17 protein-coding genes and 7 tRNA genes are annotated in these 23,792 nt (G+C 42.1%); 1 reads left to right on the forward strand and 23 read right to left on the reverse strand.

Annotation, left to right across the window (positions count from 1 at the left end):
* Positions 1-173 precede the first annotated feature (173 nt).
* The 10 genes from AB4140_RS04290 to recA form a co-directional block, all read right to left on the reverse strand.
* Positions 174-250 (reverse strand) — tRNA-Arg (locus tag AB4140_RS04290).
* 68 nt (positions 251-318) lie between these two features.
* Positions 319-410 (reverse strand) — tRNA-Ser (locus AB4140_RS04295).
* A 6-nt stretch (positions 411-416) separates the two neighbouring features.
* Positions 417-493: transfer RNA gene (locus AB4140_RS04300), tRNA-Arg, on the reverse strand.
* A gap of 21 nt (positions 494-514) precedes the next feature.
* Positions 515-591, reverse strand: a tRNA-Arg gene (locus tag AB4140_RS04305).
* 33 nt (positions 592-624) lie between these two features.
* A tRNA-Arg gene (locus AB4140_RS04310) sits at positions 625-701 on the reverse strand.
* A gap of 32 nt (positions 702-733) precedes the next feature.
* A tRNA-Arg gene (locus tag AB4140_RS04315) sits at positions 734-810 on the reverse strand.
* Positions 811-831: 21 nt separating this feature from the next.
* Positions 832-923 (reverse strand) — tRNA-Ser (locus AB4140_RS04320).
* A 227-nt stretch (positions 924-1,150) separates the two neighbouring features.
* On the reverse strand, positions 1,151-1,354 hold the full coding sequence (csrA, locus tag AB4140_RS04325) for a carbon storage regulator CsrA (RefSeq protein WP_076542996.1): 204 nt from the start codon (positions 1,352-1,354) through the stop codon (positions 1,151-1,153).
* A 415-nt stretch (positions 1,355-1,769) separates the two neighbouring features.
* Complete coding sequence (gene alaS / locus AB4140_RS04330; protein WP_371999909.1) at positions 1,770-4,394, reverse strand: alanine--tRNA ligase; 2,625 nt, start codon at positions 4,392-4,394, stop codon at positions 1,770-1,772.
* 411 nt (positions 4,395-4,805) lie between these two features.
* The gene (gene recA, locus AB4140_RS04335; RefSeq protein ID WP_076542998.1) at positions 4,806-5,870 is read right to left on the reverse strand and encodes a recombinase RecA; all 1,065 of its coding nucleotides are present in this window, start codon (positions 5,868-5,870) and stop codon (positions 4,806-4,808) included.
* Between the two features lie 422 nt (positions 5,871-6,292).
* On the opposite strand from recA, the gene mutS reads away from it, so the two are divergent.
* Positions 6,293-8,872: a DNA mismatch repair protein MutS gene (gene mutS / locus AB4140_RS04340; RefSeq protein WP_102438088.1), complete on the forward strand. Its 2,580-nt coding sequence runs from the start codon at positions 6,293-6,295 to the stop codon at positions 8,870-8,872.
* A gap of 566 nt (positions 8,873-9,438) precedes the next feature.
* Here the strand turns inward: mutS and rpoS are convergent.
* The 13 genes from rpoS to rlmD form a co-directional block, all read right to left on the reverse strand.
* Entirely contained in the window at positions 9,439-10,419 is a 981-nt protein-coding gene (gene rpoS, locus AB4140_RS04345; protein WP_102477190.1) for an RNA polymerase sigma factor RpoS, read from the reverse strand.
* A 76-nt stretch (positions 10,420-10,495) separates the two neighbouring features.
* Positions 10,496-11,401: a peptidoglycan DD-metalloendopeptidase family protein gene (locus AB4140_RS04350; RefSeq protein ID WP_102438084.1), complete on the reverse strand. Its 906-nt coding sequence runs from the start codon at positions 11,399-11,401 to the stop codon at positions 10,496-10,498.
* 41 nt (positions 11,402-11,442) lie between these two features.
* Positions 11,443-12,078 carry a protein-L-isoaspartate(D-aspartate) O-methyltransferase gene (locus tag AB4140_RS04355; RefSeq protein WP_102438082.1) on the reverse strand — a complete coding sequence of 212 codons (636 nt, stop codon included), beginning with the start codon at positions 12,076-12,078 and terminating at the stop codon, positions 11,443-11,445.
* Positions 12,075-12,824 (reverse strand): 5'/3'-nucleotidase SurE, encoded by a 750-nt coding sequence (surE, locus tag AB4140_RS04360; protein ID WP_371999914.1) that lies wholly within the window; start codon positions 12,822-12,824, stop codon positions 12,075-12,077. The genes AB4140_RS04355 and surE overlap by 4 nt, the downstream gene beginning before the upstream one ends.
* A 3-nt stretch (positions 12,825-12,827) precedes the next feature.
* Positions 12,828-13,946 (reverse strand): tRNA pseudouridine(13) synthase TruD, encoded by a 1,119-nt coding sequence (gene truD / locus AB4140_RS04365; protein ID WP_371999916.1) that lies wholly within the window; start codon positions 13,944-13,946, stop codon positions 12,828-12,830.
* Positions 13,947-14,040: 94 nt separating this feature from the next.
* Positions 14,041-14,520, reverse strand: coding sequence for a 2-C-methyl-D-erythritol 2,4-cyclodiphosphate synthase (gene ispF / locus AB4140_RS04370; protein WP_102477224.1), 480 nt, complete (start codon positions 14,518-14,520; stop codon positions 14,041-14,043).
* Positions 14,521-14,534: 14 nt separating this feature from the next.
* Positions 14,535-15,251, reverse strand: coding sequence for a 2-C-methyl-D-erythritol 4-phosphate cytidylyltransferase (ispD, locus tag AB4140_RS04375; protein WP_102438076.1), 717 nt, complete (start codon positions 15,249-15,251; stop codon positions 14,535-14,537).
* Between the two features lie 6 nt (positions 15,252-15,257).
* Positions 15,258-15,560, reverse strand: a complete 303-nt coding sequence (gene ftsB / locus AB4140_RS04380; protein ID WP_102438074.1) for a cell division protein FtsB — start codon at positions 15,558-15,560, stop codon at positions 15,258-15,260.
* A gap of 90 nt (positions 15,561-15,650) precedes the next feature.
* Positions 15,651-16,952 (reverse strand): phosphopyruvate hydratase, encoded by a 1,302-nt coding sequence (gene eno, locus AB4140_RS04385; RefSeq protein WP_102438072.1) that lies wholly within the window; start codon positions 16,950-16,952, stop codon positions 15,651-15,653.
* 252 nt (positions 16,953-17,204) lie between these two features.
* Positions 17,205-18,842, reverse strand: coding sequence for a CTP synthase (locus AB4140_RS04390; protein WP_102438070.1), 1,638 nt, complete (start codon positions 18,840-18,842; stop codon positions 17,205-17,207).
* 206 nt (positions 18,843-19,048) lie between these two features.
* A complete protein-coding gene (mazG, locus tag AB4140_RS04395) occupies positions 19,049-19,897 on the reverse strand; it encodes a nucleoside triphosphate pyrophosphohydrolase (RefSeq protein WP_102438068.1) in 849 nt (282 codons plus the stop codon).
* Between the two features lie 115 nt (positions 19,898-20,012).
* Positions 20,013-22,220, reverse strand: coding sequence for a GTP diphosphokinase (gene relA, locus AB4140_RS04400; protein WP_102438066.1), 2,208 nt, complete (start codon positions 22,218-22,220; stop codon positions 20,013-20,015).
* A 215-nt stretch (positions 22,221-22,435) separates the two neighbouring features.
* Positions 22,436-23,779 (reverse strand): 23S rRNA (uracil(1939)-C(5))-methyltransferase RlmD, encoded by a 1,344-nt coding sequence (rlmD, locus tag AB4140_RS04405; RefSeq protein ID WP_102438064.1) that lies wholly within the window; start codon positions 23,777-23,779, stop codon positions 22,436-22,438.
* Positions 23,780-23,792 lie beyond the last annotated feature (13 nt).

Here is a 23,792-nt window from a genome sequence, read left to right on the forward strand (position 1 = left end):
ATATAAGGGAGGGTTACAGTTCATTTTGACTTAAGATCTAAAGCAGGTTAGCGACATTTGAGTGAGTGTGAAGTAGGTATATTGGCAGGAAAACTTAAAGTCACTTTATATGACTGACTGGATTTTAGGCATAAAAAAAGCCCTGTAGATAACTACAGGGCTTTTTCTAATACTGGTGCGGATGGGAGGATTCGAACCTCCGACCGCCTGGTTCGTAGCCAGGTACTCTATCCAGCTGAGCTACATCCGCAAAATTTTACTGCCAATCTTTACTCAGTGCTAATTGAGCTTAGTTGCATATTTAAAATATGCAAATAATGGCGGAGAGGGAGGGATTCGAACCCTCGATGGGAGTTAAAGCCCATACTCCCTTAGCAGGGGAGCGCCTTCGGCCACTCGGCCACCTCTCCGAATTATGGTGCGGATGGGAGGATTCGAACCTCCGACCGCCTGGTTCGTAGCCAGGTACTCTATCCAGCTGAGCTACATCCGCATAATTAGGTACTATTTTATATGGTGCGGATGGGAGGATTCGAACCTCCGACCGCCTGGTTCGTAGCCAGGTACTCTATCCAGCTGAGCTACATCCGCATATATAAAATTTACAGCTTTTAAATTATTTAATGGTGCGGATGGGAGGATTCGAACCTCCGACCGCCTGGTTCGTAGCCAGGTACTCTATCCAGCTGAGCTACATCCGCTCATTAAAAAATTTAAACACAACAATAGAAAATGGTGCGGATGGGAGGATTCGAACCTCCGACCGCCTGGTTCGTAGCCAGGTACTCTATCCAGCTGAGCTACATCCGCATCGTTTACTATTTTAAGAAATGGCGGAGAGGGAGGGATTCGAACCCTCGATGGGAGTTAAAGCCCATACTCCCTTAGCAGGGGAGCGCCTTCGGCCACTCGGCCACCTCTCCGTTTCTTGGCGCACATATTACTGTTTGCCGAAAATAAGTCAAACCTTTTTCAGCATCTTATATTCATTTGAACTGTTTTTGAGCACATTGATGAGTTAAGCCACAATTATCATCAATTCATTTAAAAAAATTTGTATTTTTTTTAGCAAACAATCTTAAATAGTCTAAAAACAATAAAGCCAGCTTTCGCTGGCTTTATTGGTAAATCGCAAACAATGTCTGATATATCAGAAATTGCCACCATCTTCAGGTGTAACGTTGCCAGATTTTTCAGACTGGATACGTTGATAAATTTCTTCGCGATGAACTGATACTTCTTTAGGTGCATTCACACCGATACGTACTTGGTTACCTTTTACACCTAGTACAGTAACAGTCACTTCATCACCTATCATTAATGTTTCGCCAACACGGCGAGTCAAAATCAGCATTCGATTGCTCCTTTAGTCCAATCAGCATACACCAGCTTCTATCCGTAATATGCGCGTTTAATAATGTTAGCTTAATACAAATCATTAGTGACGACACTAAATCAATAAAACTTTTAAGCTTTTTACCCCAAAAAAAAGAAAAAACGTATTCCTGCGGCCTGATTATTTCAAGTTGATAACATTTAAAGGCTATTCTTTAAACAAAAGCAAAACAGGTAATTTAATAAATTGCTGCTTATGCGTACAAAAAAAGCATAAAAGTTGCTTCAATTTAGAATTATAGTAGCTTGAGTCAAAAAAGCGTAAAAAATGATACCTAAGAATGCTTTATAAGCTTGCCGAACCACTATCTCAAAGCTCAACCTAATACTCAAGCCATAAAATGCCGTAAACACCTTATGGCTTAAGTTGTCAGTTAGCCTAAACGTTCGCTGAGCCATGGTTGAACTAAGGCTAATGCTGCATCTAAGTTCTCTGGTTGTGTTCCGCCAGCTTGGGCCATATCAGGGCGCCCACCACCTTTACCGCCAACCTGCTGTGCTACCATAGCCACAAGTTCACCAGCTTTAACCTTACCGACAAGATCTTTGCTCACACCAGCAATCAAGTTAACCTTTGCATCGCCAGCAATACCGAGCACGATAATTGATGACGGTAACTTTTGCTTCAGCTCATCTTGCAAGCCTCGTAAAGATTTAGGGTCCACACCTTCAAGCTTTTTAACTAATACCTTGATGCCGTTCATCTCAACAGCTTCACCAGCAATATCGGCACTGGCTGCTGCAGCTAACTTATCTTTTAGCTGCGACATTTCTTTCTCAAGGGATTTTACTTTATCAAGCTGTGCTTTTAATTTCGCTACAACAGAGGCTGAATCTGACTTAAGCAAACTTGCCGCTTGTTCAAGTTGAGATTGCTGCTCAGCAACATAAGCCATTGCTGCGGCACCCGTTACCGCTTCAATACGGCGAATACCTGCTGCAATACCACCTTCTGAAGTTATTTTGAATAAACCAATATCACCAGTACGGCCAACATGAGTACCACCACAAAGCTCGATAGAGAAGTCACCCATGGTAACCACACGCACTTCGCTGTCATACTTTTCGCCAAACAACGCCATTGCGCCCTGCTCTTTGGCTTTATCAATCCCCATAACCGCAGTTTTTAATTCATGGTTACGACGAATTTGAGTATTAACCATGTCTTCAACTTGCTTAAGTTCTGCTGCGGTGACCGCTTCAAAGTGAGCAAAGTCAAAACGTAAACGCTCAGGGTTAACTAATGACCCTTTTTGATTTACATGGCTACCCAGTACATTACGTAGTGCTGCATGTAATAAATGGGTCACTGAATGGTTAAGCTGAGTACGATGACGAAGTTTTTTATCGACTTCAGCGCTAACGCTATCACCAACATTTAAAACACCAGCAACTAACTTGCCTTGATGACCGAAAGCTTGACCAAAAATTTGAGTATCGGTCACAGCAAAATTAGCATCATTAGCTGTTAAATGGCCTTTGTCGCCAACTTGACCGCCAGACTCAGCGTAAAACGGCGTATTATCTAATACAATGACCGCTTCTTGCTCTGCCGTTAATGAATCAACTGCATTACCTTCTACATATATAGCTGTAATTTTACCTTGACCATTTAGCTCGCTATAACCGCAAAACTCGGTTTCACCTTCAATTTTAAGGCCTGCATTGTAATCAGTGCCAAAATTGCCAGCCGCTTGTGCTCGGCTGCGCTGCTCAGCCATTGCCGCTTCAAATCCTGCTTCATCAACGGTGATATCACGCTCACGACATACATCCGCGGTTAAGTCGACAGGGAAGCCATAGGTGTCATAAAGTTTAAATGCTGTTTCACCATCTAAAATATTAGCTTCAAGTGCATTAAGGGCTGCATCTAAAATACCTAGGCCACGCTCTAGTGTTCTAGCAAACTGCTCTTCTTCGGCTTTTAAAGACTTTTCAACAATTGCTTTAGCATCAACAAGGCCTTTAGCTGCATCGCCCATCACTTCAATTAATGTTGGCACTAATTTGTAGAAGAAGGTATCTGTCGCGCCAAGCTTGTTACCATGACGCACTGCGCGGCGAATAATACGGCGTAGTACATAGCCGCGGCCTTCATTTGACGGCATTACACCGTCAGCAATTAAAAATGCACAAGAGCGAATATGATCGGCAATAACCCGTAAAGATTTATTTTCTAAATCTTGGACACCAATGATTTCAGCCGTTTTAGCAATAAGCTGTTTGAAAATATCGATTTCATAGTTTGAATGTACGCCTTGCATAATCGCAGCAATACGCTCAATACCCATACCAGTATCAACAGAAGGTTTTGGTAATGGCTTCATTTCGCCGTCAGCTTGACGGTTATATTGCATGAATACGATATTCCAGATTTCAATGAAACGATCGCCATCTTCTTCTGGAGTACCAGGGCGACCGCCCCAGATATGCTCGCCATGATCATAAAATATTTCAGAACATGGGCCACAAGGACCTGTGTCACCCATTTGCCAGAAGTTATCAGACGCATAAGGTGCACCTTTATTATCACCAATGCGGATAATATTTTCAGGGGCGACACCAATTTTGTTAGTCCAGATATCAAACGCTTCATTATCAGTTTCATAGATGGTGACGCATAAACGCTCGGTTGGAAGCTTTAATGTTTCAGTTAAAAAGCGCCATGCATAGCTAATGGCTTCTTCTTTGAAGTAATCACCAAAACTGAAGTTACCTAACATTTCAAAGAAGGTATGGTGACGAGCGGTGTAACCTACATTATCAAGGTCGTTATGTTTACCACCAGCACGTACACAGCGTTGCGATGTTGTCGCTCGGGTATAGCTACGCTTTTCTTGACCTAAAAAACAGTCTTTAAACTGATTCATACCGGCATTGGTGAATAGTAAAGTTGGGTCATTGTGAGGTACTAAAGAGCTACTATCGACAACTTGATGTTCGTTGTGACGAAAAAACTCTAGGAAAGCACTTCTTAGTTCTGCGGTAGTTTGAAACATGAAATCGCCCTAAAATGGATAAATCGTATTTATCAGGAAGCTGTTAGTCAGCGCTAAATTGCCAACATTATATACTTAAACAAACTATAGGTGCGACATTCTAGGGCAATAGATTGGCTATTTTAGGCTGGAATTTAACGATTTTGATCATCGAATATTTGATTGATTGTGCAATATAGCCATATTTATGGGTAATCAAAAAATTACCGCAACTAAAACAGCTAACAAAACGGCTAACAAGAGTGGCTATAAAGCTAATTGATAGGCGCTGTTAAGCTTCATTAGCGTAACAGCAAAATATAGCCTCTGACAGATATGAGTTACATACTGAGCAAAATTGGATAAAAAAAAGCGGCGAGCATATAGCTCACCGCGATTTAATAATTCTAACTACTAATACCTAGCAAAGGCTTAAAACACTTCACCGGTTTCTAAATCGATGTTTTCATCGGGTTTAGCAGGGGCGGCATCTTTTTCTTTATCTTTACTAAGCAATAATTCACGTAATGCAGTTTCGATCTCTTCAGCCGCAGCAGGGTTTTCAATTAGGTACTTACCGGCATTTGCACGGCCTTGACCAATCTTGCCGCCTTTGTAGCTATACCAAGCACCAGCTTTTTCAACAAGCTTATGCGCCACACCTAAATCAACTAGCTCACCAGTACGGTTAATACCCTTACCGTACAAGATTTGGAATTCAGCTTGCCTAAATGGCGCTGCAATTTTGTTTTTAACCACTTTAACTCGGGTTTCGTTACCAACCACCTGATCGCCATCTTTGATTGCACCTGTACGGCGAATATCCAAACGCACTGAGGCGTAAAACTTAAGTGCATTACCACCTGTTGTAGTTTCTGGGTTACCGAACATCACACCAATTTTCATACGAATTTGGTTAATGAAAATCAATAGCGTGTTTGATTGCTTAAGGTTACCAGCAAGTTTACGCATTGCTTGGCTCATCATACGAGCAGCAAGGCCCATGTGTGAGTCACCAATTTCACCTTCAATTTCAGCTTTTGGTGTTAATGCCGCCACTGAATCGACAATGATCACATCAACGGCGCCAGAACGAGTTAAGGCATCACAAATCTCTAGTGCTTGTTCACCCGTATCTGGTTGCGAACAAAGTAGGTTATCAATATCAACACCAAGGTTTTTAGCATAGATAGGATCAAGAGCATGCTCAGCATCGATAAACGCACAGGTTTTACCTTGACGCTGTGCTGCTGCAATCACTTCTAAGGTTAAGGTTGTTTTACCTGATGACTCAGGACCGTAGATTTCTACGATTCGCCCCATAGGTAAACCACCAGCACCCAAGGCAACATCCAATGAAAGTGAGCCAGTAGAAATGGTTTCAACATCCATTGTGCGGTCTGCGCCCAACTTCATGATTGAACCTTTACCAAATTGCTTCTCAATTTGACCTAACACGGCATTCAGTGCTTTCTCTTTATTTGGATCTGCTTTCATTGTGATTATCCCTCTAAGCGAACTCATCTCATTGGCGAGATTGATAACGAATAAATTTGTCTGTTTCTTAATATGAGCTCAGTATACTGTATAATCATACAGTATCAATAGTTACTCAAAAAAAAATTGCAAAACCACTAATAAACAAGGTTTTTCAATATCAATATCAATACCTTATAAGTAAAAATATAATTAAAACTTCTACACCACTGTATATAAAGACTACTGTATACAGTGGTTTCAATATGTTAACCATCTGACAAATAAGCCAATAGTTATACTCTTTCAACTCGATAATAGCAGTTCAGAACCGCGCTAAATGAGTAACTCTATTGGGATTCAAATCAATTATTGCTAAGATGAGCGCCGATTAGTATTGGTCTTTTTTCCGATCCCCAAGCCATATTTAGAGCAACAAATTAATGACAGCAATTGAAAATCCAAATTTAGAAAAGCACACTCCGATGATGCGCCAATATTTGACGCTTAAAGCGCAGCATCCCGATATGTTGTTGTTTTATCGTATGGGAGATTTTTATGAATTATTTTATGAAGATGCCAAACTTGCTTCTGAATTTTTAGGAATTTCGTTGACCGCTAGAGGCAAAAGTGGTGGTAATGCCATCCCTATGGCAGGTATTCCCTACCACTCTGTTGAAGGCTATTTGGCTAAATTAGTCCAAATTGGTCAATCAGCAGCTATTTGTGAACAAATTGGCGATCCTGCTACAAGTAAAGGTCCGGTTGAGCGCAAAGTTGTCCGTATAGTAACGCCTGGCACCTTAACTGATGAAGCCTTACTGCAAGAGCGTCAAGACAATCTGTTAGCTGCGGTTTATCAAGGTAAAAATGGTTTCGGCTACTCAACTTTAGATGTGTCATCAGGGCGTTTCGTGGTAGTCGAATTAGAAAACGCTGAGACATTAGAAGCTGAATTACAACGCACCAGCCCTGCAGAGCTACTTTACAGCGAAGACTTAGTCGATGTGCATTTAATTGAAAACATTAAAGGTATTCGTCGCCGCCCAGAATGGGAATTTGATTACGATACCAGCATACAGCTATTGCTGGAGCAATTTGGCACGAAAGATTTACATGGCTTTGGCATTACAGATGCTCGCTTATCACTGCAAGCTGCTGGCTGCTTAATGCAATATGTCAAAGACACCCAAAAGACAGCTTTGCCGCACATCAATAGCATTACCCTTTTTAATCAAGCTGATACTATCATTTTAGATGCTGCGACCAGACGCAACCTTGAATTAACTTTGAACCTGTCGGGCCAGCGTGACAATACACTTGCTTGGGTGCTAGATAAGACGGCAACACCTATGGGCAGTCGAATGCTGCAACGCTGGATCCACCAACCATTAAGAAACCAGCAGCATATTCATCAGCGCCAACAAGCGGTTGCCGAGCTAATTGATAGCGGTTTGTATGCCGACTTACACCAACAACTGAAAGCTTTAGGTGATATCGAGCGCATTATGGCAAGGCTTGCCATAAGAAGTGCACGACCACGTGATTTTGCCCGTTTACGCCAAGCATTAGAATTGCTGCCTGAAATCCAGCAAACCTTAAGCCATTGTCAGCAAGATGAACTGAAGACTCTGGCGCGAAAACTAGGAGAATTCCCTGAGCAGCAACAGCTTTTAGCCTCAGCGATTGTTGATAATCCACCCATGCTTATTCGTGATGGTGGAGTCATTAAAACTGGCTATAACGCCGAGCTTGATGAGTGGCGCGGTTTAAGTGAAGGCGCTAATGACTATTTAGTGCAAATGGAGCTGCGAGAAAAAGAGCAAACAGGCATTAATTCCCTTAAAGTCGGCTATAACCGTGTGCACGGTTATTATATTGAAGTCAGCCGCCTACAATCTGATCAAGTGCCGTTAAGCTATCAACGCCGTCAAACCTTAAAAAATACTGAACGTTATATCACCCCAGAACTTAAAGAGTACGAAGAAAAAGTACTTTCAAGTCAGGGCAAGGCGTTGGCCATTGAGAAAAAACTATGGGAAGAACTGTTTGATTTATTACTACCGAAACTACATGAGTTACAGCTATTTGCTCAGTCCGCAGCAGAGTTGGATGTATTAAGTAATTTCGCCGAACGAGCTGAAACCCTTGGCTATAATTGCCCGCAAATCACTCACGAGATTGGTATTCATATTGAAGCTGGTCGCCATCCGGTAGTTGAGCTAGTCAGCCAAAGTCCATTCATTGCCAACCCGGTGCAATTAGCACCTTCAAGAAGAATGCTAGTGGTTACTGGCCCTAATATGGGCGGTAAATCGACTTACATGCGCCAAGTGGCATTAATCACCTTAATGGCACATATCGGCAGCTTTGTTCCGGCACAAAAAGCAGTGATAGGTCCAATAGATAGAATATTTACCCGTATTGGTGCTTCCGATGATTTAGCATCAGGGCGCTCAACCTTCATGGTAGAAATGACTGAAACCGCCAATATTTTACATAACGCAACGGCCAAAAGTTTAGTGTTAATGGATGAAATTGGCCGCGGCACCTCAACCTATGATGGTTTATCTTTAGCCTGGTCAGCGGCAGAATACTTAGCCGAAAAAGTGGCGGCATTAACGCTATTTGCCACCCATTACTTTGAACTGACTCAATTGCCGGAACAGATCCCATCAGCAGCGAATGTGCACTTAGATGCTATCGAACATGGTGACACTATTGCCTTTATGCATGCAGTGCAAGATGGCGCGGCAAGTAAGAGCTATGGTTTACAGGTGGCCTCTTTAGCGGGTGTTCCAGCCCATGTGATCAAAGCGGCTAAACAAAAACTGCATATGCTAGAAAGTAGAGATTTGGCCAATAGCCAGCAAATGCCAATTCAAGAAGCATTAAATTTATCTATCCCTGAAGCTGAAGCGAATGCTGCGACTGAAAAACTCAGTCAAATCAATCCTGATGATTACAGCCCTAAACAAGCACTTGATATGCTTTATGAACTAAAAAGGCTATCAAACTTGTAAGTGATGAGCGCAATTGTGCTCAGTGTAGCATCTGAATGGGCTGTTTATCACGGCCCATTCATTACAATTTAACTAACACTTAGAACCTAAAGTCAATCCTGATGATTACTGCTCTAAACAAGCACTTGATATGCTTTATGAACTAAAAAGGCTATCAAACTTGTAAGTGATGAGCGCAATTGTGCTCAGTGTAACATCTGAATGGGCTGTTTATCACAGCCCATTCACTACAATTTAACTAACACTTAGAACCTAAAGTCAATCCTGATGATTACTGCTCTAAACAAGCAATTGACATGCTTTATGAACTAAAAAGGCTATCAAACTTGTAAATGATGAGCGCAATTGTGCTCAGTGTAAAATCTGAATGGGCTGTTTATCACGGCCCATTCATTACAATTATAATGATTAAGTACTCATAACTAATACTTAGAACCTAGTTTCATTAACTATCATAATGCTCAGGCTCTATAAAAGTGAGTAAAAAAAAGCCAACAAAAAAGGACAACTCGTGTCCTCAAAGGTAAATAACCCTAAGCGTAAATTAATCGCTTAAAAGGTTGGCGTTAATTTCTAAATAACGCTTCGACTGATAGGCCTTGTGCCCCTAATACATCTTTCAAACGCTTTAACGCTTCGACTTGAATTTGACGCACACGTTCCCGTGTTAAGCCAATTTCAGCCCCTACGTTTTCTAACGTCGATGGTTCATAACCTAATAAACCAAAACGTCGTGCTAATACTTCTCTTTGCTTAGTATTTAGCTCATTTAACCAACCGACAATTGAATTAGATAAGTCTTCATCCTGTACTTTATAATCTGGTCCAACTGAATCATCATCTGCAATAACATCTAACAATGCTTTATCGTTATCCCCGCCTAGTGGGGTATCTACAGAGGTGATTTTTTCGTTTAGTTTTAGCATTCGACTGACATCGCTAGTAGAGACATCTAATTTGTCTGCGATTTCTTCTGCCGTCGGCTCATGATCAAGTTTTTGCGCAAGCTGTCTTGCCGTTCGCAAGTATACATTAAGCTCTTTAACCACATGAATAGGCAAACGAATGGTCCGAGTTTGATTCATGATCGCTCTTTCGATGGTTTGTCTAATCCACCAAGTTGCGTAGGTTGAAAAACGAAACCCTCTTTCCGGATCAAACTTTTCGACTGCTCGAATAAGCCCTAGATTACCTTCTTCGATAAGATCCAGTAATGCTAATCCTCGGTTGTTATACCTTCTGGCAATTTTTACGACCAATCTTAGATTACTTTCTATCATGCGGTTACGAGACTTCTCGCAGCCTTTGAGTGCTTTACGTGAAAAGAAGACTTCTTCTTCTGCACTAAGCAAAGGGGAAAAACCGATCTCACCTAAATATAGTTGAGTGGCGTCAAGATTCTTCTGAAGATCATCTTGAACTTGTTGGTCAATGTCGGATTGCTGTGCTGGCTTGGCATTTTTTGCCTCCTTCAGCGCAATCTCTTGTGGTTGTTTAGCTAAATCCATAAGCTCTTCTGCTACCGCAGTATTTTGTTTCTGGCTCATATAGTGCTCTCCCAAACCGGATAAAAATTAAGTTATTTTCGTGCGCGTATCCTCCGTTTTAATGTGAACTAAACAGTTAACGTTTAGGTAAATAATTTAATGGGTTTACTGACTTACCATGGAGACGAATTTCAAAATGCAACATCACCTGATTAGTCCCTGTACTACCCATTTTCGCAACTGTCTGTCCAGCATTTACATATTGCTTTTCTTTGACCAATATTGCATCTGCATGAGCATAAGCACTTAAATAATCATCATTGTGTTTAATAATGACCAAATTGCCATAGCCCCGAAGTGCATTACCTGCATAAACAACTCTTCCATCAGCTGCAGCCTTGATAATATCGCCTCTGGAACCAGCGATTTTTATGCCTTGATTGCCCTGCTGAGTACTAGAGAAGTAACCTACAATCTTACCTTTTGTCGGCCAGTTCCACTGACTTACTTTATCTGGCAAGGTTGAAACAGATTTTTTCGCTATTTGAACCGTTTTGTCTTGGGTAGTTTTTACAGAATACGCAGGCTTAGCTTTGTGATCAAGCTCTTTTTTTGTACTATTTTGATTTGTCGTTGTCGCTGGCTTTTTTTGTGCTGAAGTTTGTTTTGCAACCGTTTTATTAGCAGGCTTTGACTTGGTGTTCGCTACAGCGACCGGTTTTGGTGCAGGCTTGGCTGCAGGCTTAGTGCGCTGTGGCTTGGTGAGTTTTAATGTTTGTCCTGGATAGATGGTATAAGGTGCTTTTAAGCCATTATATTGAGCGATTTTATTAAAATCTTGCCCAGCGCCCCATGAAATTGAGTAAAGAGTATCACCGCGTTTTACCTTGTAACTGCCAGAGGTAATAGAGCCTTTATTAAATTTTTGACCAGCATTACTCGAAATACTCGTAACGGGTGCAGGGTTGTGAGCTTGAAAGCTACACCCTGAAATAAACAGCAGTAAAATTGTAACCCAAGGCCAATTACGACACTTCAACATTGTCTCCATCATACTTTTGAAATATCGCCCTTGCATCACTGTTAAGCTAAGTCGCCATTGATTAACGGTACAAACTTAACCGCTTCGATAATTTGTGATTGAAACTCATTTTGTTTACGAGTGATTTTTAATAACTGCTGCGAGTCTTCGCCAACAGGGATCACTAGCACGCCGTCTTCAGCCAGTTGCGCCAATAATGCTTCAGGTACCGATGCTGCAGCTGCTGTTACCATAATGGCATCAAATGGGCCTTTATTGGTCCAACCTTTCCAACCGTCACCATATTTAAAAGACACATTATGTAAATCTAAGCGCTTTAAACGTTGTCTCGCTTGAATTTGTAGCGCCTTGATCCGCTCAATTGTGCAAAGCTGAGGTACCAGTTGCGCTAAAATCGCTGCCTGGTAACCTGAACCAGTACCAATTTCAAGCACTCTAGCAGGGTTATGTTGTAGTAATAACTCCGTCATTCTAGCGACAATATAAGGCTGAGAGATAGTTTGGCCTTGCCCAATAGGTAAAGCGGTATTCTCGTAAGCTTTATGGGCTAATGCCCCATCGAGAAATAACTCCCTTGGGGTATTTGATACCGCCTGCAACACAGTGTGATTACGGATCCCTGCTTCATGCAGTTTTTTGGCTAAATTAAGGGCAACAGTTGAAGCTACCTGGCTCATAGTTTATTAATCCAGTTTTCTAAGTCAGCAAGCTGATCATACGCAGTTAAGTCGACCGTTAGCGGAGTAATTGAAACATAACCTTGTTCAACTGTACCAAAGTCTGTATCAGCGCTAGCATCTTGTTCTTTGCCCGGAGGCCCAAGCCAATATATATCTCTTCCTGCAGGATCTTGAGTTTTGATCATGCCTTCAGCTTTATGTCTTGAGCCTAAGCGAGTAATTCTCATGCCTTTGATTTGTTCTAGCGGTAAATCGGGCACATTTACATTTAATATTTGATCGTTATTAATAGGATGCTCAAGTAAACCTTGCACTATTTTAGCGGCATAGATTGCTGAACTATCGTAATGACGTAATTCTTTGCCCACTAATGATACCGCTATCGCAGGTAGGCCTAAAAAGCGTCCTTCCATTGCTGCGGCTACCGTACCTGAGTACAGGGTATCATCACCCATATTCGCCCCAGCATTAATGCCTGACACCACAATATCAGGCTCTACTGGACATAATTCTCTAATGGCTAAATGGACACAATCTGACGGTGTGCCATTGACAGCAATAGCGCCATTTTCTAAGTTATTAATTCTTAATGGATTAGTCAAGGTCAAAGAATTACTGGCTGCTGAACAATTCCTATCAGGCGCCACGACTAACACATTAGCAATTTTGGTTAACTCTGCCGCTAGGGCTTTGATCCCTGGAGCTGTAACGCCGTCATCATTGCTGACCAATATGTTAATCATCACTTAACCTTCTAGAGTGCTTTTAGTTGCGTCATTTGTAACGCTATTTGCAAATTGCTGCGCTTGCTCTTGCTGCTGCATTGCCACCATTTGTTGTCGCTGCACTTCTTGAACATCTTGATAATCCAGTAGTTCACGCAATACTGAGGTCGCATAGCTACCTGCTGGTAAAATAAACTCGATGACTAACACATCATCATTTTCAAACCGGTATTTTAGCGCTTGAGGCTTTAATAATAATGGTCGACGTTCTTGCTCTAAACCCGCTTGCTCAAGCCCGGTTAAATCGGTGCTTAACTCAGCTAATGCAGCTTGTTCAACTACTGATGCAAGCCCTTGAGTGGGGAGTTCGCCTCTGCCCCACAATGGCGCAGACAATTGAATGTCATTATCAGCTAAACGCTTCATTGTGGCCTCATCCCATGTCTGCGCGACAAAAAAACTTTTACTGCCCGCTAACATGACACAATCACCATTAATAGGCGCAATGCCATTTTTACTCAAACGGTACGACACAGCAGTGTTAAACACATTAGAGCGCACTGCAGATAAATACATGCTGCGTTTTTTTCTATCTTTAACTTTTTTACCCGCGAGCATTTGCTGGCCGAAAACTAAGTTTTTACCTTTATGGCCAAAACGCTGCTCTCCAAAATAGTTAGGTACGCCTATTTCAGCCACTTTTAAAATCCGTTGCTCAAGCACTGCTTTATCGGACACATTTCGTAAAATCAGTTCAAACCGATTACCCAGCAGTGCGCCAATACGCAGTTTTTTACTATGGCGTTGGCTTGATAAGATGGTTAAGTGCTCATCAGACAGCGATTGCCAATCAGGGGTTTCTTTCCCTGGAATACGCACCCCAAACCATTGCTCTGTCACAGCGTTTCGGTCTTTTTGGCCTGCGTATGTCACTTCTTTTTGATGCACTTTGGCAAACTTAGCTAAAATTTCTACCACTTGCGTGGTATTTAAGCCATCTTTACGAACATGGATCATATGATGCTCGCCTTCGCCAGTTGGGCTAAAAGGCAGCATTTCTTTAACGATAAAGTCACTGTTTACTGTGCGTAGATCTGCAGTGCAATCAGGCTTACCAAATAAATAAAATAACGGAGTCATGTTTCTTCTCAAATGAGCTAATGATGTAATTGCAGCTATTGAGTGCAATTAGCTTACGTGACGTTAATAGACGTAATATCGTCGTTTATCAGTGTTAATCTCGCACCATAAGGACGACCGACTCAACTGCGATGCCTTCTTTGCGGCCTGTAAAGCCCAGTTTTTCGGTGGTGGTGGCTTTCACATTAATATTATCGATATGGGTACATAGGTCTTCAGCCAGACATTGTCTAATGGCTTCAATGTGTGGCAACATTTTTGGCGCTTGCGCAATAACAGTGACATCAAGGTTACCTATATTAAATTGTTTAGCTTGTGCCAATGAAACACAATGGCGCAATAATACTCTGCTATCAGCACCTTCAAACTCGGCATCGGTATCAGGGAAATGTTTACCTATATCACCTAAAGCCATGGCACCAAGTATGGCGTCACTTACTGCATGCAACACTACATCACCATCAGAGTGAGCAATTAAACCTGTTTCGTATGGCACAGTAACACCACCAAGGATCAGCGGTTTATCGCTACCAAATTTATGTACATCAAAACCATGACCAATGCGTATATTCAACATAATAATAACCGTTATTTTTGAGAATTTATGTGAGATAAAAACAGCGCTGCTAACTGCAAGTCATCAGGGTGAGTAACTTTAATATTGTCTGCGCGGCCAGTGACTAAACCAGGGGTAACACCAGCCCACTCCATGGCGCTAGCTTCATCGGTAATTTGCACGCCTTGTTTAAGTGCATCACTTAAATGTTGCTGCAAGCTTTTGCAGGGAAACAGTTGCGGCGTTAATGCATGCCAAAGATGGTCACGTGATACTGTTTCACTAATTAGATTAGTTGAGTTAGCACAGCGCTTCATGGTGTCTCGCACCGGCATGGCTAGAATCGCGCCTTGTGGGCAGTCAACTCTAGCATTAAGTAATTTATCGATATCGCTGTGGGTTAAGCAAGGTCTCGCGGCATCATGGACTAATGCCCAATTAGACTCCATGGTTTCTTTGTCAATCGACACTAAAGCACGCAATACAGAATCTGCACGTTCTTGACCGCCTATAACCGTGCTCACTTTAGGGTGGTTTGCTTGAGATAAAGTCGCAAAAAAGGTGTCTTCAGGGTGCAGCGCTACGATAACTTGCTTGATTCTTTTATGAGTAATCAAGCTATCTAAGGTGTGGGCTAAGATGCTTTGCTCACCTAGAGCTAAATATTGTTTGGGAATAGTCGCCCCCATCCTTGCACCAATACCGGCAGCAGGGACAATCGCGATAACAGATTGATTCTCAACGTTCATAGGATGTTATTGACCAAAAGTAGCATTGTTTCGAGGGTTGTTGCCAACGACGCGATAAAAAGTTTCACCTTCTTTTACCATGCCTAACTCATTTCGAGCACGTTCTTCAATCGCTTCTGTGCCGCGTTTTAAATCGATGATTTCCGCTTTTAAAATTTGATTTCTAGCGATGAGTTTATCGTTACTGGCCTGTTGGCTGGCAATCTGTTTTTTCAGATTCATATATTGGGATAAATTATTTTCGCCCAGCCATAATCGATACTGTAATAAACCGACTAAGATCAAAAGTAATAGTAATAGGCTTTTCATAGGTATAATGTGGCGAAATTAATGATTAATCCCACTATAGTACAACAAAAAAGGCCACCTAGTGGTGGCCTTTTTTTAGCTCAAGGAAAATTAACCTTGGCCTTTGACTTCTTTAAGACCGTTATACGGTGCTTTTGAGCCTAATGCTTCTTCGATACGCAGCAGTTGGTTGTACTTAGCAACGCGATCAGAGCGGCTTAATGAACCGGTTTTGATTTGGCCAGCAGCAGTACCTACAGCAAGATCTGCAATAGTTGCATCTTCAGTTTCACCTGAGCGATGAGAGATAACCACGGTGAAACCCGCATCTTTAGCCATTTTGATTGCTGCTAACGTTTCAGTTAACGAACCAATTTGGTTAAATTTGATTAGGATTGAGTTAGCAATACCGTTGTCGATACCACGCTTAAGGATCTTAGTGTTAGTTACGAATAAATCATCACCTACTAATTGAATTTTATCACCTAGAAGCTTAGTTTGGTGTGCGAAACCATCCCAGTCAGACTCGTCAAGACCGTCTTCGATAGATACGATTGGGTACTGTTCAGTCAAATCTTTAAGGAAGTAGTTAAACTCTTCAGAGGTGAATTTCTTGCCTTCACCTTTAAGATCATAGATGTTGGCTTCTTTATCAAAGAACTCAGATGCAGCACAATCCATCGCTAAGGTAATGTCTTTACCTAGCTCGTAACCTGCGTTTGCAACAGCCACTTTGATTGCAGCAAGTGCAGCTTCGTTAGACTCAAGGTTTGGCGCGAAACCACCTTCATCACCAACAGCAGTCGAGTGGCCACCAGCTTTAAGAACTTTAGCAAGGCTATGGAATACTTCAGCGCCCATACGAAGGCCTTCACGGAAGTTAGCTGCGCCAACAGGCTGGATCATGAATTCTTGAATGTCTACTGAGTTATCAGCGTGCTCACCACCATTGATGATGTTCATCATTGGAAGAGGCATAGAGTAAACACCAGAAGTACCGTTTAGATCAGCAATGTGAGCGTATAAAGGTACTTTCTTAGAAACAGCAGCCGCTTTAGCAGCAGCAAGAGAAACAGCTAGGATAGCGTTTGCGCCAAACTTAGCTTTGTTTTCTGTGCCATCTAAGTCAATCATGATTTGATCAAGCTCAGCTTGTGCAAGTGCATCTTTACCCTTTAACGCTTCAGCGATTGGGCCATTTACAGCTTCAACAGCTTTAAGAACACCTTTACCTAAGTAACGTGCTTTGTCGCCATCACGTAATTCAAGTGCTTCACGAGAACCTGTTGATGCACCCGATGGTGCAGCAGCCATACCGATAGAACCGTCAGCAAGGTGAACCTCAGCTTCTACCGTTGGGTTACCGCGTGAATCCATGATTTCACGACCAATGACGTTAATAATGTTAGCCATAATGCCCTCAATATATGTAAGTTAAATATTAAAATAGAAAATCAATACCAATAAACACCGACAATTTATTAATAATTGCGCAATTATTGGTATTTCACTTTCAGTTTGGTAATAAAAGGTCAACTGAAGCCATAGCATAGACCGATTATCGTTAAGCGGCAACTACCTAGGTCACATCTATTAATTAGCAGATAAAAAATTGACCAGATAAAAAAAAGCCACTGATATGATTATCAGTGGCTTTATTTTTAATTACTCAGCTTCACCTTTTTGATGAATCGCAGCAGCAGCAACAAAACCTTCAAATAATGGATGACCATCACGAGGTGTTGAAGTGAATTCAGGGTGGAATTGACCTGCTACAAACCAAGGGTGATTAGGAAGCTCAATCATTTCCACTAATTTGCGATCTGATGACAAACCACTAAATACCAGGCCAGCTTTTTCTAAGCGCTCAACATAGTTGTTGTTCACTTCAAAACGGTGACGATGACGTTCAACACAAGTAGTAGAGTTATATGCTGCAGCGGCTTTAGAACCTTCAGCTAAATGACATAACTGTGCGCCTAAACGCATAGTGCCACCTAAATCTGACGCTTCATGGCGCAGCTCAACATTACCTTCTTCATTGATCCATTCTGTGATCAGACCAATGACTGGATGTTCTGTTTCTGGTTTAAACTCAGTTGAATGAGCCCCTTCAAGTTTAGCAACGTGTCGAGCAAACTCGATCAATGCCACTTGCATACCTAAACAAATACCAAAGTATGGAATGTTATTTTCACGGGCATATTGCGCCGCAAAGATTTTACCTTCAACACCACGCTCACCGAAGCCACCAGGAACCAAAATACCGTCTAAACCTTCTAGTACTTCAGCGCCTTTAGCTTCTACTGTTTGTGAATCAACATACTGAATATTCACTGTTAGGCGGTTTTTAAGGCCTGCATGCTTAAGTGCTTCATTCACAGACTTATAAGCATCTGGTAGTTCGATGTATTTACCCACCATACCAATGGTAATTTCACCATTTGGATTAGCTTCTTGATAAATAACATTTTCCCACTCAGACAAATCAGCATCATTACAATCGATACCAAAACGTTTAACCACTAACTCATCAAGACCTTGAGAGCGCAATAACGCTGGGATCTTATAAATACTGTCGACATCTTTTAATGAGATAACGGCTTTTTCTTCTACATTACAAAATAGCGAGATTTTCGCTTTTTCATTAGCAGGAATAGCACGGTCGCCACGACAAACTAATACGTCTGGCGCGATACCAATTGAACGCAATTCTTTAACAGAGTGTTGTGTTGGCTTAGTTTTAATTTCACCTGCAGCACCTAAGAACGGCACTAAGGTTAAATGCATGAATAATGTGCGATCACGTCCTAGCTCAGCACCTAATTGACGAATTGACTCTAAGAAAGGCAATGACTCGATATCGCCTACTGTGCCGCCAATTTCTACGATAGCAACATCGTGACCTTCGCCGCCTTCAAGTACTTTTTCTTTAATTGCATTAGTGATGTGCGGGATCACCTGAATGGTGGCACCTAAATAATCACCACGACGCTCTTTACGTAGCACTTGCTCGTAGATACGACCGGTAGTGAAGTTATTACGACGGTTCATCTTGGTTCGAATGAAACGCTCGTAATGACCTAAGTCTAAATCGGTTTCAGCACCATCTTCAGTAACGAATACTTCACCATGCTGAGTCGGGCTCATGGTGCCAGGGTCAACGTTAATGTATGGGTCAAGTTTCATAATGGTTACATTGAGGCCACGCGCCTCTAAAATTGCTGCTAATGAAGCTGCTGCAATGCCTTTACCTAGTGATGAAACAACGCCACCAGTAACGAAGATATACCTTGTAGTCATGCTGAACCTGAGAATGTGAGATTGAAAATAACGTGCTTGTAAGAAAGCACTAGGACGGGGCGACATTCTACCAAAATAGCGCGCTAACAACAAACAATAAACGCATAAAATTGATATTAAGCCAAAGTTAAATCATGGTCATAATTTAACCCTAATTTTCATAGCGTTGAATTCAATATCATCCTAATGTTTGCCAAGTGCGCAGATTAATCTTTACTAAGCTGCTGACTTTTCTCTGCCATTTTAACTTGATCCCAATAGCTATCGAGCTCTTCAAGTGAGTGCTGTTCAAACGCCTTGCCACTTTGTGCAGCATATTGCTCTACCCCTTTAAAGCGACGTTCAAACTTCTGATTAGCAAGCCTTAATGCCTGCTCTGGCTCAACCCCTAAGTGTCTTGCCATATTGGCAACAGCAAATAATAAGTCGCCCATTTCATCAACCACCTTGGGGTAATATTCGTCTTTATTGGCTTCTAAGTGCTGCGCCTCTGCCATGACCTCATCGATTTCTTCATGAACCTTTGCCACCACAGGGGCTAAATCAGCCCAATCAAAGCCCACCTTTGCAACCCGCTTTTGAATTTTTATCGCTCGGTTCAGTGCTGGCATTGCTACTGGAATGTCATCAAGTATCGAGTGTTGGCTTTTCGCGAGCCTTTCTTGCTGCTTAATTTCATCCCAAACAAGTTTGACTTGTTCAGCGCTAGTGCCAAGGTTGTCGCCGCTAAACACATGGGGATGTCTTCTGGTTAATTTGTCGCAAATTTTATTCACCACAGTGGCAAAATCAAATAAGCCTTGTTCTTTACCGAGCTGACAGTAAAACACCACCTGAAACAACAAATCACCCAGCTCATCTGGCAGCGAATCTAAATCAGCTTGCTCGATGGCATCGGCAACCTCATAAGCTTCTTCAAGGGTAAAAGGAACAATAGTCTCGAAGCTTTGCTGTTTATCCCAAGGGCAACCCGTTTCAGGATCCCGCAGTTTTTCCATAATTGTTAATAAAGGCTGCATAATATCGTTAGCTTGCTTTAGGGTATTTGCTGACATGGTCTATTTCTCAATGATATGGCCTAAACTGGCTGATAAGTTAAAATAAAGGTGACAAACCTTTCGATTTATCACCTTATCTTTTGACACTAAAGTGCGCCGTTGGGATTTAATACTATAATCGTCTGGCTTCGGTCACACCTTCAACTTGGCCTAATTTTGATAATATCCGTGACAAGCCATCGAGGTTATACAGTTCAAGTTCTAGCTCAACGGTAGCGGTTTGGTTTTTTTCATCAGAGGTTGAACTCATTGCCATTACATTGGACTTTTCAGCCGCCAGTACTGTGGTGACATCTCGCAGTAAACCACTGCGATCATGAGCTATCACCCGTACTTTAATCCGATAACCGCCAGAATAGTTTTCTCCCCACACCACTTCGACACTGCGCTCTGGATGGGCGCGCATTAGCTCTTTAACCTGTGAGCAGTCACTGCGGTGCACTGACACGCCGCGGCCCATGGTGATATAACCAAAAATTTCATCACCCGGTACCGGTTTACAGCAGCTGGCAATATGGCTTAATAAATTACCAACACCATTTACTTCTACCTGACCTTTGCCTTTACGGGCTGGTTTCGGATTCGAGCGTTTAATGAGCTCTTCAACAATCTCTTGTTCGGTCACTTCAGTTTTGCGTAAACTGGTTTCAATGTAATTCACCACTTGGTTTAAGCGTAAATCACCGCCACCAATAGCCGCTAACATGTCATCCATGGAGTTCATATTAAAGCGCTCAACCGCAACTTTGGCATCTTTTAAATGAAGTGAGACACGGTTAAGTTCAGCCTCAAGTAATTCTTTCCCTGCCACCATGTTTTTATCGCGGTCTTGCTGCTTGAACCAATGCTGAATTTTCGAGCGAGAGCGAGACGACTTGATGTAGCCTAAATTTGGATTTAACCAATCGCGCTTCGGATTAGGATGCTTTGAGGTAATGATTTCAATACGCTCACCGGTTTCAACTTGATAAGTAAAGGGCACAATACGGCCATCGACTTTGGCGCCAATACATTTATGGCCCACATGGGAATGAATGTAGTAAGCAAAATCGAGCACGGTGGAGCCTAATGGTAAATCAACCACTTCGCCATTAGGGGTAAACACATAGACTCTGTCCTCAAATACTTGGCTGCGGACTTCATCAACCAGGTTTCCGGTTTCAGCAACATCTTCTTGCCACAGCAAAATTTTACGTAGCCAATTAATTTTTTCTTCATAGCCACTTTGCTTGCCACCAGCAGAGCCTTCTTTGTACTTCCAATGGGCTGCGACCCCAAGTTCTGAGTCCTGATGCATAGCTTCAGTACGAATTTGAATCTCTACCGTTTTACCTTCAGGGCCAACGACCACGGTATGAATTGATTGGTAACCATTGGGTTTAGGGTTGGCCACATAATCATCAAACTCACGGGGAATATGATGCCAAAGGGTATGCACGACACCTAAAGCACCATAACAATCTTGGAGGCGCTCTGTGACAATACGCACCGCGCGCACATCAAACAGCTCATCAAACTTCAAGTCTTTGCCTTTCATCTTACGCCAGATGCTATAGATGTGTTTCGGGCGGCCATAGACTTTCGCGCGAATTTGGTCATTATCCAGACGCTGTTGCAGCTGGGTAACAAACTTATCGATAAACACTTCTCTGTCGACACGTTTACCATCTAACTGTTTGGCAATATCTTTGTAAACTGTCGGGTGCAGGTAGCGAAACGAGATATCTTCTAATTCCCACTTTAATTGCCCAATTCCTAAACGGTTGGCAAGCGGGCCGTAGATATCGACCACTTCTCTTGCCAACAATACCCGGGTTTCTTCATCGGCATTTTTAACTTCACGAAGTAGCGCTACCCGCTCAGCAAGCTTAACCACTACCGCGCGTACATCTTCGACCATGGCCAATAACATTTTACGAATATTATCGATTTGCGGCTCGGCGGTTCGAGAGTCAGGACTGACTTTTAAGGCGCCAATAGCCTCCATGGTCACCACGCTTGCCACTAGCTTGCTTAAGCTAGCGCCATATTTTTCTTCAATTGTTTCAATTGATAAAATACCGGCATCATGAGCAATAAATAATAATGAAGCTTGTAAGGTCTCGATATCCATATTCAATGGCGCTAGAATTTCCACCATTTCACGGGCGCGCTCAAGCAAGGCCCGATGTACATCGGGAGATTTCGTTGGCAACATATCTAGATACAGGATCAAATCCCGTAACAATAGGGCTTCTTCGGCGTTATCGATATAACGCATAACCCATTCGTCGATATTAAAATCGGCTAGATTAAAATGTGCTTCTCGAACTGAGACCATAATTAACTTCCTTATTGGTACTGACTTTTACGCGTACAAATAACTGAATCTGTGTTGATGTGTTATTTACTCTAATGCTTTCATCTTGAGCATTCAGTTATTTATGTCAAATTAATATTAATCAATTTAAAAAATGTCATCTTCAAACAGTATTTCTGTTTGAGTTGGCAGTAAAAACAGTTGATTTTACTGGTTTGCCACGCCAGCGCAGCAAGTTATTTAATTTCAAACAATGCCATCGCTTCGATATGATGAGTTTGTGGAAACATATCCAACATGGTTAGTTTTTTAAGCTGATAGCCTTGTTCGATTAATACTTGGCTGTCTCTGGCTAAACTTGCCGGATTACATGACACATACACCACTTTTTTAGGCTTCATTTTAGATAACCATTGCAAACTTTCATACGCCCCCGCTCTGGCAGGATCGAGCAATAGTTTATCAATTTTGCCCAGCCAAGAGGCTTGAGATAAATCCGCACTTAAATCAGCGTGAAAAAAACTCAGGTTGGTTAAGTTGTTATCAGCAGCATTTTGTTTCGCCTGCGTAACCATTTCAGGTACGCCTTCAACACCAATAACATCAGCGGCTTGGGTAGCAAGGGGCAAACTAAAATTACCTACCCCACAAAATAAATCCAAAATTCGTTCATCTTGTTGTGGATCTAGCCACTCGATGGCCTGTGCGACCATACGCTGGTTAATATCAGCATTGACCTGCACAAAATTTCCCGGGCTAAATCGACATTCGACTTGGCCGTTAGCTAACAAATATTTGGGTAATTCAATATGATCGTCACTGACTAGCGAACGCAGTTCGCCATCATTATCTTGCACTAACAACTGTATTTGATGCTCCAAAGCAAACGCTTTCAGGCGCTGCTCATCATCGGTTTTCAATGCTTTGGTGATTCTAAGTACTGCAAATATGCCATTTTCAGCTTCAGTGAGTTCAAGGTGACCGAGTGTCATTTTAGCTTGTAACTGATTAAGCACGTTTGAGAAGGGTTCAATCAATGCCGACAATGCTACAGCCAATACATCGCACTGCTTAATATCAACGATATTATTGCTATTGGCAGCTCGAAAGCCTAATTGTAAATGCTTCGTCTTTTTATCAAATAACGTAGCTAGCCGTGCGCGACGACGATAATGCCATTGCTCACCGGTTATCATTGAAGTCATGATCTTGTCATCAATATTGACCGCTAACTTACCCATTAAATTTTGTAGTGCATCTTGCTTATATTCGCGCTGCGCATCAATGCTCATATGTTGTAAGTCGCAGCCACCACATTGCTGATAATGAGGGCATTGCGCCGCGACTCTTTTATCGGTTGCGATTTGAATTTTAAGCAGCTTAGCTTTAGCGTACTTTTTCTTTTGTTCAATTAATTGCGCGGTTACCGTTTCACCGGGCAGAGCCCCAGGAATAAATACCACTTTGCCGTCATGTTGAGCAATACCTGCACCGAGATGATCAAGTTGTGATACCGTTAAAGTCAACTTGGCCGACAGTTGTTTAGTTTTGTTTGGTTTTGCTTTAAAAAATTGTGCCATTTTGGCCTCAGGT

It is taken from the genome of Shewanella sp. 10N.286.51.B2 (genome assembly GCF_041469265.1).
Lineage (GTDB): Bacteria > Pseudomonadota > Gammaproteobacteria > Enterobacterales > Shewanellaceae > Shewanella.